Here is a 16,285-nt window from a genome sequence, read left to right on the forward strand (position 1 = left end):
GGCCAAATCCACGTGAAGTGACGAAGAACCATAAAAAGAAGATGGATAAAGGTCGAACTTGTTGGAGAATTAATTGGAGAAGAGTTCGAGCGAGGAATTGGTCAGTTCCCCAGCATTAATGATGAAGCTCACATTGTTACTGATACTGATTTAAAGCTTATTTATGGAAATAAAAATAGCGGGCAAATAGTTATTGGAAAACTTTCGAGTTCAGATAGTATTGACGTGAGCGTAGATCTTGAAAAACTTGTAACACGACATTCCGCCGTATTGGGATCTACTGGATCAGGAAAATCTACAAGTGTATCAAGCCTTCTACGATCAATTGTATGCGACGAAGAAGGCAACGTAATTTACCCATCATCTAGAATCGTCTTGATCGACATTCATGGAGAGTACTCCTCAGCTTTAGGCGATATAGCGAAGACGTTTTCAACAAGCCCAAGAGCAGAAGAAGAAAAGCTACTTATACCATATTGGTGTGTTTCGCCCGATAGCTTAGTGGATTTCCTATGCGGCCAAGTGAATGATAAAAGCAAAAACTCAATCATTGATCGCATTCATCAAGAAAAAATAAAATTTATCAAAAAAAACTCCAACATAGCTAAGTTCAAAAAAATTGATTTAAATAGAGTAACCTCGCACACCCCAATTCCATTTAGCTTAAAAAAATTGTGGCATGATCTTTCATTTGATGATGCTGTAACATGGAGTGAGAAAGAGAAAAAAACCCCTTCCATTGCTGACGAAGGTGATCCAGATAAATTAATTGCCGCTCAGTTTAACCCTCCTGCATCTGGCAGTACAGCTCCATACAAAGGAGGAGAGGGTATATTAAAAAGAAGTCTTGATTTATTTAGGGCTAGGCTTTTAGATCATCAATATTCTTTTCTATTAACCCCTGATAAATGGGAGCCTAATTTAGAAAACGAAATTGAGTCTGATCTTGATGAATTGTTGAATTCATGGCTTGGACATGAAAAACCAGTCACTATATTAGATTTGTCAGGAATTCCGTCAACAAGGCTAGATCTTCTTTTAGGATCCCTGTTAGATATATTATTTGAAGCCGCTCTCTGGGGGAGGCGTCTAAAAGAAGGCATGAAAAACAGACCTTTGCTATTGGTTTTAGAAGAGGCGCACAGATACCTATCAAGTGATTCGTCCGGGCTTGCTAAAAATATGGTACGACGCATAGCAAAAGAGGGAAGAAAATTTGGTCTTGGAACTATGTTAGTAAGCCAACGACCTTCAGAAATTGATGAAACGATATTGTCACAATGTGGAACATTCTTTGCTTTGAGAATTAACAACCAAACAGACCGGAGTAGAGTCAAGTCGGCCATGTCGGAAAGTGTTTCTGGAATGATTGATAGTCTACCAGTGCTTCGCACAGGGGAAGCTATCGTCGCTGGAGAGAGCGCCAAGTTACCAATGAGATGCAGGTTTAAAGTACCCTCTCGAGGTAGGTATCCTGACAGCATTGACCCCAAAGTTGCTTCGCTCTGGGCAAAAGTCAGAGCTGAAGAAGAATATGATCAACTGGTTGTCGCTTGGCGAAATCAGAATCCATTTGAGTACGAAAACTAAAAGGTGAAAAGTATGAAAAAGGTACAAGTTGAATCTAGCAATATTGCATCTATAGGATATGATGCCGACAGTGAAACCCTTGAGATAGAGTTTCTAAATGGAAGCGTTTATCAATATTACAATATTCCTGAAAATATATACGATGGGATAATGTCTGCAGCATCCCATGGAGGTTATTTGGCTTCAAATATTAAAGGTCAGTATAGCTATAGCAAGGTGTAAACCTTATGGGAATAGTTTCTTTATCACAGAAGAAAATGAGAGTTGAGATAAATGAATTCGAACTGGAAAACCAAGTCGTTTTTGAGTATTTCAACAAACTTCCAGCGGCAGATAGAGACGAAAAGCTGACAAAAGCGATATATATTGGAATACTAGCACTTATGGAAGACAGGATGTCAGCTTTTTTAGCAAAAACATCAAACGAACTGGGCACTGAGCTAGAAAGCTTGAAGCTCATTTTTGATATGAAGCAAGAGATATTTTATAAATCATCTCTAAAAGGTGTTGCTGCAGAAGAAGACATAGCTGATTTTTTGTCCAAATATTTTCGCGATAACAATCTTAAAGATGAAGTTTTTTTAACAGGAGGGTCTCAAGGTCTTATAAATAAAAACAAAACCGGTGATATTGTCTGTCATGTCAATGGGCGTGACGACCTTAAGATAGTAATTGAATGCAAATTTGACAAAAATATTCGACTTGGGGATATCAAAGACAAAGAAGTATTTACTAACAAGACAGACACTGTGTGGAGTCAACTAATAGAAGCTCAAGCTAATAGAGATGGAAAAATAGGTCTGTTAGTGCTTGACATCTCCTCAGTTGATGGCGTTTTGTTGCGTGAAATACAGAATGTTCGCTTTATTCCGGAGATAGGATTTGTAGCTATTGTCGACTCCCAAAAGGGAGATTATTCGAGTTTGATAATTGCCTATATACTCTCCAGAGATATAGCCATAAACTCGCAAACACTTGAACCTGACAAAGAATTATTAAAAATAATAGTTAACCGATTAATCAAAGATATAAACGATGCTTCCTCTATAAAAAAATTAGTAAAATCAAATATAGATAATAATAAAAAAATCCTTTACCAACTTGAAAAAAGCATGTTGATGATGAATTTTAATATGAAATTTTTGACCAAATTCTTGTCTGATGGGACATTATCAAAAAAAGATCTTTTAGATTTCTATTTCGGCGATGAAGTAAAAGAAAAATACAAACTTATCGAGCAAGATATTAAAAATATATAACTTAAAAAATCAATAAAAACCCGAGATAGCTCTTATTTTCAAGCATCTGGGATCAACAACAGGTTAATACCTATTATCCTTGAACAACCGATCGCGTCATTTCCTATTGTTAATCTTGGAATACGCATCATAACCAAAAAAGGGCCCACGATTTCCTCGCAGGCCCCTCTTTTACAATTTGGCGCGCCCGGCAGGATTTGAACCTGCGACCCTCGGCTTCGGAGGCCATATCTTACTAGTTTCAGTTTTCTTGTTACTAAATCCAAAAATCAAAATAATTGTTATAAATCAAATATATAAATTAAAAACTAGTGAAATATTATAGCAATTTAGCACCGATTAACAACGAGACATGCCTTTTCCAGAGACGGCAATGGACACATTGCGTGATTTTTATACGTCTCTTTTCGGATCGAAATGACCCTTGGCCAATAGTGAAATTTTAATGTATAGAAAAATATAACTCATTTGAGAGAGATGAGTTATATCGGCTTAGGTTTTATACGAAAAGTTGGCTCTCAAGCAGCAGCATTAAAATAATAGACACCAACAAATGATGTGCACGAAGACTGATAGCAAAAAAGTTCAAATTATTCTTTTCTTTATATTCAACTAAGCAATGCGATACAGATAGCCTATACCGGACATGTTTGGGATGTCACTGAGGAGCGACAGCCGCAAGACAAAAATTATTTCAGGTTTATTTTTACTTCATTTCAAATCCTTTATCAACGAGGAATTCTTGCATATGTGAACGCAACTTTTGATTAAATAGCGGCACTAAACTCTGAGACCAGTTTGAAATTTTATTACCACCCCTGCGAGCCTGATAATAATTGTGCATCGTGAGATTGAAGGCATTCACATGTACTGTATCGTCGCCATAACTATTCTCTTTTAGAACTGCCTCAACGGGTAAGCGAGGTTTAACATCAGGATCATGTGCGGGGTATCCAAGACACATACCAAATACAGGATATACGTGTTGTGGCAAACTTAGCAATTCACTCACAGCTTGAGGATTATTACGTATACCTCCTATATAGCAGATCCCTACCCCTTCTGACTCCGCCGCGATTGCAATATTTTGTGCCATTAATGACACGTCTACCGTAGCAACTAAAAGCTGTTCAGTCATACCGCTAACGACGCTTTCTCCTGTGCTTCTAGCCGCTTCTAGCGAACGCTTCATATCGGCGCAAAAGACTAGAAAGTCGCTGCTGCTCGCCACGTACTTTTGGCCACCAGTAAGTTCAACCAATTGATCGCGTAATTGCTTATCAGTGACATGTATAATGCTATATGCCTGTATGTGACTCGAGGTCGCTGCTGATTGTCCTGAACGAACCAGTTCTATTAATAACTCCTTAGGAATATCTCGTTCTTCGAACTTTCGAATTGAACGATGAGATTTTAACAATCTGATGGTGTCGTTCATTATCTATCCCTATCCAAGATCAACTTTTAATGTCGTTTAAAATTTATAACTTGCTCTCAAGCTCCGGTAGGATCTCGAACAGATCGCCTACCAGGCCGTAATCGGCCACCTGAAAGATCGGTGCTTCGTCGTCTTTGTTCATCGCGACGATCACCTTGGAGTCTTTCATGCCCGCAAGGTGTTGGATGGCGCCCGAGATACCGACGGCGATATACAAATCCGGGGCAACGATTTTGCCGGTCTGGCCGACCTGCATATCGTTAGGTACGAAACCTGCGTCTACCGCGGCGCGGGAGGCACCAATCGCCGCGCCCAGCTTGTCGGCAATGCCGTCGAGCAGCTTGAAGTTTTCGCCGTTGCCCATACCTCGGCCGCCGGAGATTACCACCTTGGCACCGCCCAACTCGGGACGATCCGACTGTGCCAGCTCTTCTTTCACAAAGCTGGACTGGCTGTTTTCAACCACTACGTCGACGGCTTCCACCGTCGCGCTGCCGCTGGTGCCGACCGCATCAAAGCCGGTGGTACGCACGGTGATGACCTTGAGGGCATCGTCGCTTTTCACCGTCGCGATGGCGTTACCGGCGTAGATGGGACGCTTGAAGGTGTCGGCGCTGTCCACGGCGATAACGTCCGACAGCTGGCTGACGTCTTTTAGCGCCGCTAAACGCGGCAGCACGTTTTTGCCGGTGGTGGAGGCGCTGGCCAGCACGTGGGTGTAGCCATCGGTCAGTTCGACCAGCAGCGCACCCATGGGCTCGGCGAGCTGGTGGGCGTAAACGGCGTTATCCGCGACGCGGACTTTGCTTACGCCGTCGAGTTTTGCGGTGGCCTCGGCGGCGGCTTGAACGCCTTCTCCGGCCACCAGAACGTCAATATCGCCACCGATGGCTTGGGCGGCCGCCACGACGTGGGCGGTGGCGCCGGCCAGTTGGCCTTCGTGTAGATCCGCAAGTACCAGAATGCTCATGGCATCAACTCCTTTCAAAGCGCTTGTAGCAAAGTACTGGTGGTAAAGAACCGACCTTAAAGAACTTTGGCTTCGTTTTTCAGTTTGTCGATCAGCTCGTCTACCGAGGCGACTTTGACTCCGCCTTTGCGTTCTGCCGGGGATTCCACTTTCACTAGGCTGACCCTGGAAGCAACCTCGACGCCGTAATCAGCGGGGGATTTCACATCCAGCGGCTTTTTCTTGGCCTTCATGATGTCGGGGAGCTTGGCGTAGCGCGGCTCGTTGAGGCGCAGGTCGGTGGTGACGATCGCGGGCAACGTCAGGGCGATGGTCTGCAGGCCGCCGTCGATTTCACGCGTCACATTAACCTTGCCGCCGTCGACCACTACTTTAGAAGCAAACGTACCTTGGGGCAGGCCGGTCAGCGCGGCGAGCATTTGGCCAGTCTGGTTGTTGTCGGTGTCGATGGCCTGCTTGCCAAGGATGACCATGCCCGGCTGCTCATCTTCGACCACTTTGGCCAACAGCTTGGCCACGGCCAACGATTCGGCGCGTTCGTCGGTTTCGATATGAATGGCGCGATCGGCGCCCAGCGCCAGCGCGGTGCGCAGCTGCTCTTGAGCGGCTTTGGGCCCGACCGTGACGGCGACGACTTCCGTGGCTACGCCCTTCTCTTTAAGGCGTACCGCTTCTTCCACGGCAATTTCGCAGAAGGGGTTCATGGCCATTTTGACGTTGGTAAGGTCGACGTCAGAGTGATCCGCTTTAACGCGGATTTTGACGTTGTAGTCGATGACGCGCTTCACAGCGACGAGGATTTTCATAGATTTTATCCAATGCGTTTAATGTAGATATCAAGCAATCGGTAGTTGCGCCTCCGAGCCAGAGACTTGGTGACGGCGAAAGCTACCCGAGGCTGTGGCAATGAGTTGATCATTAGCAAACAGCTGGGCTTCAGCAAAAAAGACACGTCGACCACCACCTAATAAGCGTCCTTTTGCCAATAACACTCCTTCACGTGCCTTAGCCAAATACTGAATTGAAAGCGATAACGTCGCAGCACGGTGTTCTAACTTGCCATTTTCAGGACAAAAACCGGTATAGCCACAGGCAACATCTAGCAACGTGGCAATAACACCACCATGGAGGCTACCTTGGGTATTGGTATGACGCGCTGCAATTTCCAACTCCCAGGTACAGTGCTCCGGATACCATTCAACTAGTTGAGCGCCAAGCATGTCGATAAATGGGTTATGTAGTACGTTCAAATCCATGGAGTGCCTTGTATTAGTTATTGGCGCGTGCCAAAACAGCCCTAGCCCTAGATAAAACCGGCGCATCTACCATTTGGCCTTCAAACTGGAAGGCACCTCCTCGCACCTTGGCTTCTTCAAGAATGCATCGCGCCCAATGAAGAGTTTTATCATCCGGCGTAAAGGCATTATGAATGGCTAATACCTGCTTAGGGTGAATGCTCAACATGCCAGAAAACCCCATTTCTACGGCTTTTTTGGCTGCAATTTCTACTTTGCTAAGGTCATTAATTTCAGGAGTAACACTTTCAATGGGAGATGGAAGTGAATGCGCGCGAGAGTGCAAAATTAATTGGTGACGACAGTGATCTAATACGGTTTCAGCCCCAGAGCTACCTGGCTCTAAATTTAAATCAACCGCCATATCTAGCGCACCGAACACTAGGCGCTCTACGCCCGTTGAGGCCGCAATTTTGGGCAAAGAGATTAACCCTTGCGCAGTTTCAATCAATGGCCATATTGGTTTGCCGCTAGCACTTGCCCTAGCAATCTGTTCCGGCGTTTCTGTTTTGGGAAGCATAACGCCCGTAATGGCGGGAAACTTAGTACAGAGTGCCAAATCCTGCTGAAAGTCTTGTTCTTCGTTGCCAACCTCTGCGTTGATTCGAACAATGAAAGACACCCCAGGTGTGGAATTTAAATACTGCTCCAGCGCTTTACGTGCAGTCGCTTTTTCTTCTAACGCAACGGCATCTTCCAAATCTACAACGACGATGTCCGCACCGCTTGCCAGTGCTTTAGCAATACGATCTGTCCTTGTGCCGGGAACAAAGAGTAAGGAGCGTTGTTGACCCTGTCGCATGGCTATCCCCCTATTAGATAACGCCGCTGGTTTTAAAAGACGCAATGCTTTCCAGTCCATATCCAAGCTGAGCAAGAATTTCAGAGTTATGCTCCCCCAGTTCAGGCACGGGGTTCATTTTAGGTTGAAAAGCACTACTTCTTCCTGGGGGCAACAACGCAGGTAGATTTCCTGAGGGGCTATGCACGCCTACCCAACGCTGACGTGCCTCAAGTTGGGGGTGTTGCCAAACGCCTTGCATATCATTGACATGAGCATTAGCAATACTTGCATCCTCCAATCGCGCTATCACTTCATCGGCAGAGAGATGCGAAAATGCTTGGATAATCAGGGCCCTTAGCTCGTCACGATTGGCCGAACGACGGGAGTTAGTGTTAAAACGCTCATCACTTGCAAGGGCAGCATTTTTCATCACAACTTCGCAGAAGGAGTACCATTCTCGCTCGTTTTGAAGTCCCAACATGACTGCCTGCCCGTCCCCTGCTGGAAAAGGTCCGTAAGGGTAAATCGTGGCATGTGAGGCACCAGCACGGGGAGGTGGCTCGGCGCCTTGATAAGCGTAATACATCGGATAACCCATCCACTCCACAAGACTCTCCAGCATAGAAATATCTATATGGCTGCCTTTACCGGTGCGATCGCGCAGTATTAATGCAGAGAGAATATGGGTATAGGCATACATGCCCGCGGCAATATCTGCGATGGAACACCCTGCTTTGGCCATGCCATCACCACCTGGTTGGCCTGTAGTAGAAAGAAAACCCGCCTCACTTTGAATCAATAAATCATAGGCTTTCTTTTGCTTATAAGGGCCATCAGCGCCGTAACCCGAAATATCGCAAACAATTAAACGCGGGAATCGTTCTTGTAATGCTTCAAATGAAAGCCCGAGCCGTGCCGCTGCTCCCGGCGCTAGGTTCTGAACCAACACATCAGCGTCAGTTAGTAAGCGTTCAAGAATTTCATCCGCTTCGGCTGATTTCACGTTAAGGGTAAGACTCTGTTTGGAACGGTTTGTCCAAACGAAGTGAGAGGCCAGACCATCCACACGTTCATCATAATTGCGGGCAAAATCACCTATTTCAGGGCGTTCCACTTTAATTACACGTGCACCCAAATCCGCCAACTGACGTGTACAAAAAGGTGCGGCAATTGCATGTTCCAGACTAACTACCGTTATGCCATCAAGAGGGCGGGGAGAATCTTGCAAGTTCATATTATTATCCTTTCATCGATTTCCTACGAAAAGCCAAAAGGCACATTCAGCATCGCGTTATGCATGAGTGAGAAGCATGGGTAATGAGTCGAGCTCTCTCAATCCCCACGAAAACGCGACTAATTGTTTGCTTTCGCTTTCATCGACTGCCCCTGAAAAGCCCACTAAACGCCGGAATTTATGTTCAAGCTCCGTTCGTGAAAGTGTGTTTTCTGGGTCTCCTTTAGGGTCACGCACCGTCGCTTGATGAACCTGCCCATTCTGCGTTGTCACCTCGACTTTACCGATCCATTTACTCGGATATGCCTCATTGACTTCAGGATCTAAGCGCATAGTGACTAAACGACGAAATACAGCTACCTCTTCATCTTTCAGCGCGTGCGTTTGAAACTCTTCTAGTCCAGCTTTCCCATGCACCGCGATTAAGCCCAGAACGGTACCCATAGAAAACTTAGCCTGATGTACTGTACTAGGCTCATCTACCGGGCCAAGTACATCTATAGCGGCCTGATGGACAGGCGTGACTACAGCAGAAATATTACTGTAATCCAGTCCTTCACGCTCCATTACAGCTAAGAGCGCATCGGCAGCAGGATGCGTGTGACGACAAGAGGCATGAAACTTAAAAGAAGTTTCTTTTAATGCCCATCGGCTTCCCAACTGGTCAGCCAGGCACTCTGGATCAGCGTCCAGAGACATACCTGCAGCCATTCCCTGTTTACCGTCTATGATACGTTGGGCGCCCGTTAACCCGTCTGCAGTCATGTAGGCCGCAAGCAGGCCATCAGCCGCTGCTTTTGCTGTATGCAGCTGTTTGGAATCTGCGCCATCACGTAAAAACTCCCATAACCCGGCGGCTTGGGTCCCTGCACTCCCCAGTGCATGCATGAAATCATCAGATGAAAAGCCCAACAGCTTACCAACACCCACGGCTGCAGCTAATGTGCCAACGGTTCCTGTGGTATGGAAAATGGTGTAGTGAGAGCGCCCTAAGCTTTCTCCAATACGAATACCCGCCTCGTAACCAGCTACTGCTGCGACGATTAACTCACGGCCCGATTTACCTTCTGCCTGCGCCGCTGCTAGCACCGCAGGAAAAACAACCGTTCCGGGATGTAAAACTGAAGAGTTATGCAAATCATCTTGCTCGACGACATGCGACGCCGCAGCATTAACAAAGGCTGCAAAGTAAGGCGATGTAGAGGTCCTGAGCGTCAATATCTCGCTTTTACCAGCATGTGGCCCCATGAGCAGTGCAAAACGTTCAAAGATAGGAATGGGAGCGTAATCTTTTCCTGCTAATGCGGAGCCAAGCCAATCAAGGAATAATTCTTCGCATCGATCAAGCACAGCGTCTGGGATATCTTCATAGCGAAGTTCTGCAAGAAACTCCGCGAGTGCTCTTGTTGTATTTGTCATTACTACCTCCAAACAGTTAAAACGAGCGCGGCAAATCGAGCAGATGTTCGGCTACATAAGAAAGAATTAAGTTGGTCGAAATCGGTGCAACTTGATACAAGCGTGTCTCTCGGAACTTACGCTCAACGTCATATTCCGCCGCAAAACCAAAACCGCCATGCGTTTGCAGGCATACATTGGCCGCTTTCCAAGATGCTTCGGCGGCCAAATATTTTGCCATATTGGCACTGGCACCAACGGGTTGACCGCTGTCGTACTCCGAGCAGGCACGCCAACGCATCAAATCTGCAGCTTCTACATCAATATGTGCTTCTGCAATGGGGAACTGCACCCCCTGATTCTTACCAATAGGGCGGCCAAAGACTTCACGGTCACGGGCGTAATTGCTCGCCTTCTGGATAAACCAACGACCATCACCAATACACTCCGCTGCGATTAATGCTCGCTCAGCATTAAGGCCATCCAGGATGTAGCGAAAGCCCATTCCTTCTTCGCCAATCAAGTTGTCAGCAGGGATTTCTAAGTTATCGAAAAATAGTTCATTGGTTTCATGATTCACCATGTTGGCTATCGGCTGAACGCTCAGCCCATTACCAATTGCCTGATGGAGATCGACCAGAAAAATCGACATCCCCAACGATTTACGCTCCACCTGATCCAACGGTGTGGTGCGTGCAAGCAAGATCATCAAATCAGAGTGCTGAACACGTGAAATCCAGACTTTCTGCCCATTGATGACGTACTTGTCTCCTTTTCGAACGGCGGTGGTCTTAATTTTGGTGGTATCAGTACCGGTGGTCGGTTCAGTAACAGCCATCGACTGTAGACGTAACTCACCAGCGGCTATTTTCGGCAGGTACTCACGTTTTTGCATCTCACTACCATGACGCAATAAAGTGAACATGTTGTACATCTGACCATGAACTGTGCCCGAGTTGCCGCCACAGCGGTTAACCTCTTCGAGAATGACTGACGCCTCTGTTAAACCAAGACCAGAGCCTCCATACTCCTCAGGAATCATTGCGGCTAACCAGCCAGCTTCCGTTAAAGCATCAACAAACTCCTCAGGAAATGCTTTCCGCTCATCGATACCACGCCAATAAGAGTCATCGAAGTTTGCGCAAAGAGACCGCACACCATCACGTATTGCTTCCATTGATTCATTGTCATGATTAAACATTATATTGACTCCTTATATTCAATTTCAGCTTGATGCGCTGGGCCTTTATCATTAAAAGCCCAGGCAGTGCAGTGCTGTTCACTGGGATGGTGACCACCAATGTGAAAAGGGGTATCGGCAATCAAAGGGCGCAAACCACGGTAGGAGAAGTTCTTCGGTGTGCGCTGAGGGTATTGTTTGATAAAGCTGTGTAATATCAATGTAGCGATCATTGGGCCATGCACTACCAAACCGGGGTACCCCTCCTGCTCTGTGGCATAAGGGTGGTCGTAATGTATTCGGTGACCATTGAAGGTGACGGCGGAGTAGCGGAAGAGCATGACGGGGGTGGGGTGAATTGTCTCGTTCCAAGTAAATGCTGGTAATGGTGAGTCATTTTCTAACTTAGGAGGACTAGGCTCGCGGTATACGATATCTTGTTTTTCACTCAGACAAAGCTCACCATCCTGAAAATACTGATGCTCGACAGTAACGAACAGTAGGGAGCCGGTTTTGCCTTGCTTTTCCTTAACCGCTTTGATGGTTGAGATACATTTAGCCAACTTACCTACGATCAATGGCTGAAGAAAGCAGACACGCCCACCTGCCCACATACGATTTCTGCCCTCGGCAGGAGGCAAAAAAATCCCACGTGCTGGGTGCCCATCTTTTCCCAGGTAAGTTTCAATAAGGGGTTCTTGAAAAAATGCCCAATGCCAAAGGTGAGGTAATGGCTGTCCTTCGTGCGGGCAACCTTCACCAAAAATGATGGCAATGCGCTTAGTTAGCTGAGCTGATATCACATCATGGCGGAGTTCTTGCTTCCCTATCCATTGGCTAAAATCTTGGGGAGAAGTGTGAAATATGGCTTGGGCCATGGCTGCCTCTCATTTCTATTGTTGTTTAAACATGAAGCAAGCATGAAGGAAGGTCAGGGGTGGCTGGAATTTCAAAAACAATAACGGGGCATTCACCCATCATTAACTCAAAAAAATAAAGCAATGATTTCAATAAACTAGACATCATCAATGTTTAACATAAACAAATAAAAACTAATAAATGATCTTAGTTGGCGATTCTTAACTCTCAATTAAAGCCTCACATCCCCCTTAGACAAAAGTCTTGTTAAACAAAGCCAAAAGGGGGGGTTGGAAATTCCAACTTCACCTTCTCCACCAGCTGTTGCAGTCTGCACATGAAGCTCAATCAGTGAGCTAGCAACCCATGAGTCGCCACACATTGGCGATTAACAACAAGACAGCTAAAGGGTTAGACATGAAAAACATTTTATTAACAACTACCGCTCTTACACTCGCAATCGCCTCAATGAATAGCTGGGCGAACGAACAAACTGACTGGCCTAACAGCATGACGGTAGGCACGGCAAGCCAGGGGGGGACTTACTACATTTATGGTTCCGGCTGGGCAAACCTAGTTAACCAAAAGCTCGATACCCGTATAGGTGCTGAAATAACTGGCGGTCCTGTGCAGAACATCAGCATGGTCCAGATGGGTGAACATGACTTTGGCATGGTCACTATGGGTCCGGCGGTGGACGCCCTAGAAGGCAACAGTGAGCTACTTCCTGACAATACGCATGCTGATGTGCGCGCTATGTTCCCTATGTATCAAACAGCACTCCACATTGTTAGCCTAGAAAATTCCGACATTGAATCGGTGGCTGACCTTGATGGCAAACGCGTAGGTGTAGGGCCTGCGGGCGGCACCAATGATGAGTATCATCCGCGGCTTTTTGAAGCTCTAGGGTATGATGTCGAGACTCTTCAAGGTGGTGCTTCCGATCAAGCAGGCCAATTACAAGATAATTTAATTGATGCCTTTGCTTTCGGGGCCGGTATGCCGATAGCTTCTTTCAGTCAATTGGAAGCACAAGCAGACGTTAATATTTTCAGTTATAGCGAGGAGGAAATTGAGCAGATTTTAGAGGAGTTCCCAGCCCTTTCTCACTCTGTGGTGCCGGGAGGAACATACAATTCTGTCGATGAAGATATTCCAACAGTCTCTTTATGGAACTTCGCAATTACTCATAAGGATATGCCGGATACACTCGTTTACGAGATTGTTGATACCATTATGAGTAACCATGAGCAGATGCTCCAAGTACATGGCGCCGCTGCAGAAACACTTCCAGAAAACATATCTTACAACAACTCTATTCCCTTTCACCCAGGTGCCGTTAAGTGGTTTGAAGAGAATGGCTATGACATTCCCGAAGACTTAAAGGGCTGATTTAACGCATAATTAAGTTAATGGTTTGCTGTCGAAAATGGCAGCAAACCATCGCGTCATAGCAGTTTAATGTCTTCCTGAACTACCATTTAAAATCTTTAAACCATCACTTATAGAGTGCCACACAGGGTGCCATGATGAGCAAAGACACCAACACTGCTTCCACAGCAGAAGGCAGTACTGCTTCCGGTGCTATCAATGCCGCTAGCGTAGATGAAATTCAGCCCGCTAATAATGAACGGCTGCTTAGTGGCGCTTCTGCCTCAATCATTTTTATTATATGCGTAGGATACATTGGCTTTCACCTTTATGCCCTAAATATACAGCCAGTTGAAACCTGGACATATCGTATTATTCACGTTTCCTTTGGCTTGATGATCGGCTTTTTATTACTTGGAGCTACAAGCCGGTTTAATGATGACAAACCACAAAGCATTGTGGCAAAGTTCTTCGGCATTGCGTCGATCATCCTATCTGGGTATGCGTTAGCGCTTGTTGTATTACTCTGGCTACAACCACAAGATGGAGGAACTGCTGGTCCTCTAGCATTTATTCAGAGCCAACTTGGTTTAGTCTCATTTTTGGCTCTCGCTATATCGCTTTTTACAAGTTACTGCATAAAAAGCAATCGTAAACGTCTGAACATGTCAGACCTTTCGCTCGGATTTATAGCCCTTGCCGTTGCTGGGTATCTTATTTTATCGCTCTCCCGCTGGCGGCTGATGGCTGGTACATCGATGGTAGGCGATTTAGATTTTTATATGTCTACTATCGGGGTAGTACTTATTTTAGAACTCACCCGCCGTGTTGCTGGAATGGCGTTAGTAATAATTACCGGTGTATTTATTCTGTATGCGTTTATAGGCCCATGGTTGCCAGGAATTTTCGAACATCGTGGCTACAGCCCTGCTCGCTTCTTTACCTACCTCTATACTGACAATGGGGTCTTAGGACCCACTATTGCAGTCTCATCTACTTACATTGTTCTTTTTATTACGTTTGCCGCTTTTTTGCAGAAGTCGCGTGTAGGTGAGTATTTTGTAAACTTTGCATTTTCAGTTGCTGGTCGCTCGCGTGGAGGACCAGCTAAAGTCGCTGTCTTTGCTTCGGGACTAATGGGCATGATCAACGGCACCTCAGCAGGCAACGTTGTTTCGACCGGCAGCCTAACTATCCCGCTGATGCGACGTGTTGGCTATCCAGCGCGTAGCGCTGGTTCCATAGAGGCCGCTGCCTCCACGGGAGGCCAGATTGCACCGCCAATAATGGGGGCTGGCGCCTTCATCATGGCAGAAGTGACCGGTATACCGTATACCGAGATTGCGATCGCTGCGATTATTCCTGCCGCTCTGTACTTTCTGTCTATTTATTTCATGGTGGATTTGGAAGCTCAACGTAAAGGCATGCGTGGTCTGAGAAGTGCTGAATTACCGAAGCTTCGCCCTTTGCTTAAACAAGCTTACCTTTTTATCCCTATCATTATTCTGATTAGTACATTATTTATGGGCTACTCCGTTATTAGGGCGGGCACTTTAGCTTTAGTCTCCGCCGCAATGGTGTCATGGCTGACACCACACTGGATGGGGCCAAAAGCAATTTTGGGTGCTTTAGCACTGTCAGCGAGAATGGTTATTCCATTGGTGGCTGTCTGCGCCTGTGCAGGCGTGGTGGTAGGTGTTATCGCCTTAACAGGTGTCGGTGCACGCTTCGCCTCACTGATGCTTGATATCGCCGATAGCAGCCAATTTCTTGCGCTACTTTTCGCGATGATGATAAGCATCTTACTCGGGATGGGCATGCCTACTACAGCTGCTTATGCAGTCGCGGCTTCCGTAATTGCTCCTGGGTTACAGCAGATAGGTATTGATCCGCTGATTGCGCACTTCTTTGTCTTCTATTACGCAGTCATCTCTGCTATTACTCCACCCGTTGCACTTGCTTCTTACGCTGCAGCAGCCATTGCCAATACTGATCCACTCAAAACTTCCTTAACCTCGTTTAAGTTTGGCCTCGCTGCTTTTGTCGTCCCCTTCATGTTTTTCTATAGCCCTGCCATCCTCATGCAAGGTAATTGGCTAGAAATCACACGCGTTGTCATAACTGCTTCTATTGGTATTTACTTACTATCAGCTGCTGTACAGGCATGGATGTTCGGTGCATTAAGTAAGTCTTTGCGTTTAATTTCTTTAGTTGCTGGGTTAACAATGTTAGCAGGGGGAATCACTACCGACCTGATTGGTATTCTTTTGGGGGCGCTGGTAATGGGTTATCAGCTCAAAATGAAAAGAGGTCACTCACAAACTCAGGTCAGCTAGCGGGAGCTAATTGAAAACCGACATGTATGCTTTTTTATAGGAAGTAATAATGGCTAACTATAGCTTCGAAGGCTTACAACCCAAAATTTCAGCCAGTGCTTACGTTCATCCTTCAGCTGTTATCATCGGTGATGTTGTTGTCGATGATGGTTGCTATATTGGACCGGGAGCCAGCCTTCGAGGCGATTTCGGGCGTATCATTATGAAGCGCGACGCAAACCTCCAAGATAACTGCGTTGTGCACGGCACTATCGGTTCTGAGACTATAATCTGCTCACGCGGACATATTGGTCATGGTGCCGTAGTGCATGGTTGTATTCTTGAAGAAGATGTCTTGGTAGGTATGAACGCTGTAGTGATGGATGACAGTGTTATTGGGGCACGCTCTATTGTTGGTTCGTGCGCTATGGTAAAGGCCAATTTCATTTGTTCGACAAACTCGCTCGTAATAGGAATACCTGCCAAAGTAGTAAAGACCCTCACTTCATCAGAAATTGAGAACAAACGTCAGGCTACGCAACGCTATATCGACCTCGCGAAACGCTCATTACAAAGCATGAGGATATGCTAAA

The 16,285-nt window shown here is 46.1% G+C and carries 15 protein-coding genes; 6 read left to right on the forward strand and 9 right to left on the reverse strand.

The features are described from left to right. Window positions 1-192 precede the first annotated feature (192 nt). The 3 genes from HZU72_RS24160 to HZU72_RS21420 are packed head-to-tail and all read left to right on the forward strand — an operon-like array spanning window position 193 to window position 2,849. Window positions 193-1,590, forward strand: a complete 1,398-nt coding sequence (locus HZU72_RS24160; protein WP_328738148.1) for an ATP-binding protein — start codon at window positions 193-195, stop codon at window positions 1,588-1,590. A 12-nt stretch (window positions 1,591-1,602) separates the two neighbouring features. Continuing rightward, window positions 1,603-1,812, forward strand: coding sequence for a KTSC domain-containing protein (locus HZU72_RS21415; protein WP_180095747.1), 210 nt, complete (start codon window positions 1,603-1,605; stop codon window positions 1,810-1,812). Window positions 1,813-1,817: 5 nt separating this feature from the next. Beyond that, complete coding sequence (locus tag HZU72_RS21420; RefSeq protein ID WP_180095749.1) at window positions 1,818-2,849, forward strand: putative PDDEXK endonuclease; 1,032 nt, start codon at window positions 1,818-1,820, stop codon at window positions 2,847-2,849. A gap of 706 nt (window positions 2,850-3,555) precedes the next feature. Here the strand turns inward: HZU72_RS21420 and nfsA are convergent. Genes nfsA through HZU72_RS21465 form a run of 9 tightly spaced genes read right to left on the reverse strand, consistent with a single transcriptional unit; the run spans window position 3,556 to window position 12,026 of the window. Continuing rightward, on the reverse strand, window positions 3,556-4,287 hold the full coding sequence (gene nfsA / locus HZU72_RS21425; RefSeq protein ID WP_180095751.1) for an oxygen-insensitive NADPH nitroreductase: 732 nt from the start codon (window positions 4,285-4,287) through the stop codon (window positions 3,556-3,558). Between the two features lie 43 nt (window positions 4,288-4,330). Further along, window positions 4,331-5,257, reverse strand: coding sequence for an electron transfer flavoprotein subunit alpha/FixB family protein (locus tag HZU72_RS21430; RefSeq protein WP_180095753.1), 927 nt, complete (start codon window positions 5,255-5,257; stop codon window positions 4,331-4,333). A gap of 56 nt (window positions 5,258-5,313) precedes the next feature. Further along, the gene (locus HZU72_RS21435) at window positions 5,314-6,063 is read right to left on the reverse strand and encodes an electron transfer flavoprotein subunit beta/FixA family protein (RefSeq protein ID WP_180095755.1); all 750 of its coding nucleotides are present in this window, start codon (window positions 6,061-6,063) and stop codon (window positions 5,314-5,316) included. A gap of 30 nt (window positions 6,064-6,093) precedes the next feature. Continuing rightward, window positions 6,094-6,513, reverse strand: a complete 420-nt coding sequence (locus HZU72_RS21440) for a PaaI family thioesterase (RefSeq protein WP_180095756.1) — start codon at window positions 6,511-6,513, stop codon at window positions 6,094-6,096. A gap of 13 nt (window positions 6,514-6,526) precedes the next feature. After that, window positions 6,527-7,354, reverse strand: coding sequence for an HpcH/HpaI aldolase/citrate lyase family protein (locus HZU72_RS21445; RefSeq protein ID WP_180095758.1), 828 nt, complete (start codon window positions 7,352-7,354; stop codon window positions 6,527-6,529). Window positions 7,355-7,367: 13 nt separating this feature from the next. Further along, window positions 7,368-8,570: a CaiB/BaiF CoA transferase family protein gene (locus HZU72_RS21450; protein ID WP_180095760.1), complete on the reverse strand. Its 1,203-nt coding sequence runs from the start codon at window positions 8,568-8,570 to the stop codon at window positions 7,368-7,370. 57 nt (window positions 8,571-8,627) lie between these two features. Further along, a complete protein-coding gene (locus tag HZU72_RS21455) occupies window positions 8,628-9,989 on the reverse strand; it encodes an MmgE/PrpD family protein (RefSeq protein ID WP_180095762.1) in 1,362 nt (453 codons plus the stop codon). A 16-nt stretch (window positions 9,990-10,005) separates the two neighbouring features. Further along, entirely contained in the window at window positions 10,006-11,169 is a 1,164-nt protein-coding gene (locus HZU72_RS21460; RefSeq protein WP_176305069.1) for an acyl-CoA dehydrogenase family protein, read from the reverse strand. After that, complete coding sequence (locus tag HZU72_RS21465; RefSeq protein ID WP_180095764.1) at window positions 11,169-12,026, reverse strand: HTD2 family dehydratase; 858 nt, start codon at window positions 12,024-12,026, stop codon at window positions 11,169-11,171. Before HZU72_RS21465 ends, HZU72_RS21460 begins: the two co-directional genes overlap by 1 nt. Window positions 12,027-12,372: 346 nt before the next feature. Between HZU72_RS21465 and HZU72_RS21470 the strand changes: the two genes are divergently transcribed. The 3 genes from HZU72_RS21470 to HZU72_RS21480 all read left to right on the forward strand — a co-directional run bounded on the left by HZU72_RS21470 (window position 12,373) and on the right by HZU72_RS21480 (window position 16,284). After that, window positions 12,373-13,398: a TAXI family TRAP transporter solute-binding subunit gene (locus tag HZU72_RS21470; RefSeq protein ID WP_235976203.1), complete on the forward strand. Its 1,026-nt coding sequence runs from the start codon at window positions 12,373-12,375 to the stop codon at window positions 13,396-13,398. A gap of 134 nt (window positions 13,399-13,532) precedes the next feature. Beyond that, entirely contained in the window at window positions 13,533-15,713 is a 2,181-nt protein-coding gene (locus HZU72_RS21475; RefSeq protein WP_371829553.1) for a TRAP transporter permease, read from the forward strand. Between the two features lie 49 nt (window positions 15,714-15,762). Continuing rightward, entirely contained in the window at window positions 15,763-16,284 is a 522-nt protein-coding gene (locus tag HZU72_RS21480) for a gamma carbonic anhydrase family protein (RefSeq protein WP_180095767.1), read from the forward strand. Window position 16,285 lies beyond the last annotated feature (1 nt).

It is taken from the genome of Vreelandella sedimenti (assembly GCF_013416325.1).
In the GTDB taxonomy this organism is placed as follows: Bacteria; Pseudomonadota; Gammaproteobacteria; order Pseudomonadales; family Halomonadaceae; genus Vreelandella; species Vreelandella sedimenti.

Excerpts from the sequence above, each read along its gene's own strand:
- HZU72_RS21415 (WP_180095747.1), top strand. The coding sequence starts at position 1,603 with ATGAAAAAGGTACAAGTTGAATCTAGCAATATTGCATCTATAGGATAT.
- HZU72_RS21420 (WP_180095749.1), top strand. The coding sequence starts at position 1,818 with ATGGGAATAGTTTCTTTATCACAGAAGAAAATGAGAGTTGAGATAAAT.
- nfsA (WP_180095751.1), bottom strand. The coding sequence starts at position 4,287 with ATGAACGACACCATCAGATTGTTAAAATCTCATCGTTCAATTCGAAAG.
- HZU72_RS21430 (WP_180095753.1), bottom strand. The coding sequence starts at position 5,257 with ATGAGCATTCTGGTACTTGCGGATCTACACGAAGGCCAACTGGCCGGC.
- HZU72_RS21435 (WP_180095755.1), bottom strand. The coding sequence starts at position 6,063 with ATGAAAATCCTCGTCGCTGTGAAGCGCGTCATCGACTACAACGTCAAA.
- HZU72_RS21440 (WP_180095756.1), bottom strand. The coding sequence starts at position 6,513 with ATGGATTTGAACGTACTACATAACCCATTTATCGACATGCTTGGCGCT.
- HZU72_RS21445 (WP_180095758.1), bottom strand. The coding sequence starts at position 7,354 with ATGCGACAGGGTCAACAACGCTCCTTACTCTTTGTTCCCGGCACAAGG.
- HZU72_RS21450 (WP_180095760.1), bottom strand. The coding sequence starts at position 8,570 with ATGAACTTGCAAGATTCTCCCCGCCCTCTTGATGGCATAACGGTAGTT.
- HZU72_RS21455 (WP_180095762.1), bottom strand. The coding sequence starts at position 9,989 with ATGACAAATACAACAAGAGCACTCGCGGAGTTTCTTGCAGAACTTCGC.
- HZU72_RS21460 (WP_176305069.1), bottom strand. The coding sequence starts at position 11,169 with ATGTTTAATCATGACAATGAATCAATGGAAGCAATACGTGATGGTGTG.
- HZU72_RS21465 (WP_180095764.1), bottom strand. The coding sequence starts at position 12,026 with ATGGCCCAAGCCATATTTCACACTTCTCCCCAAGATTTTAGCCAATGG.
- HZU72_RS21470 (WP_235976203.1), top strand. The coding sequence starts at position 12,373 with ATGAGTCGCCACACATTGGCGATTAACAACAAGACAGCTAAAGGGTTA.
- HZU72_RS21475 (WP_371829553.1), top strand. The coding sequence starts at position 13,533 with ATGATGAGCAAAGACACCAACACTGCTTCCACAGCAGAAGGCAGTACT.
- HZU72_RS21480 (WP_180095767.1), top strand. The coding sequence starts at position 15,763 with ATGGCTAACTATAGCTTCGAAGGCTTACAACCCAAAATTTCAGCCAGT.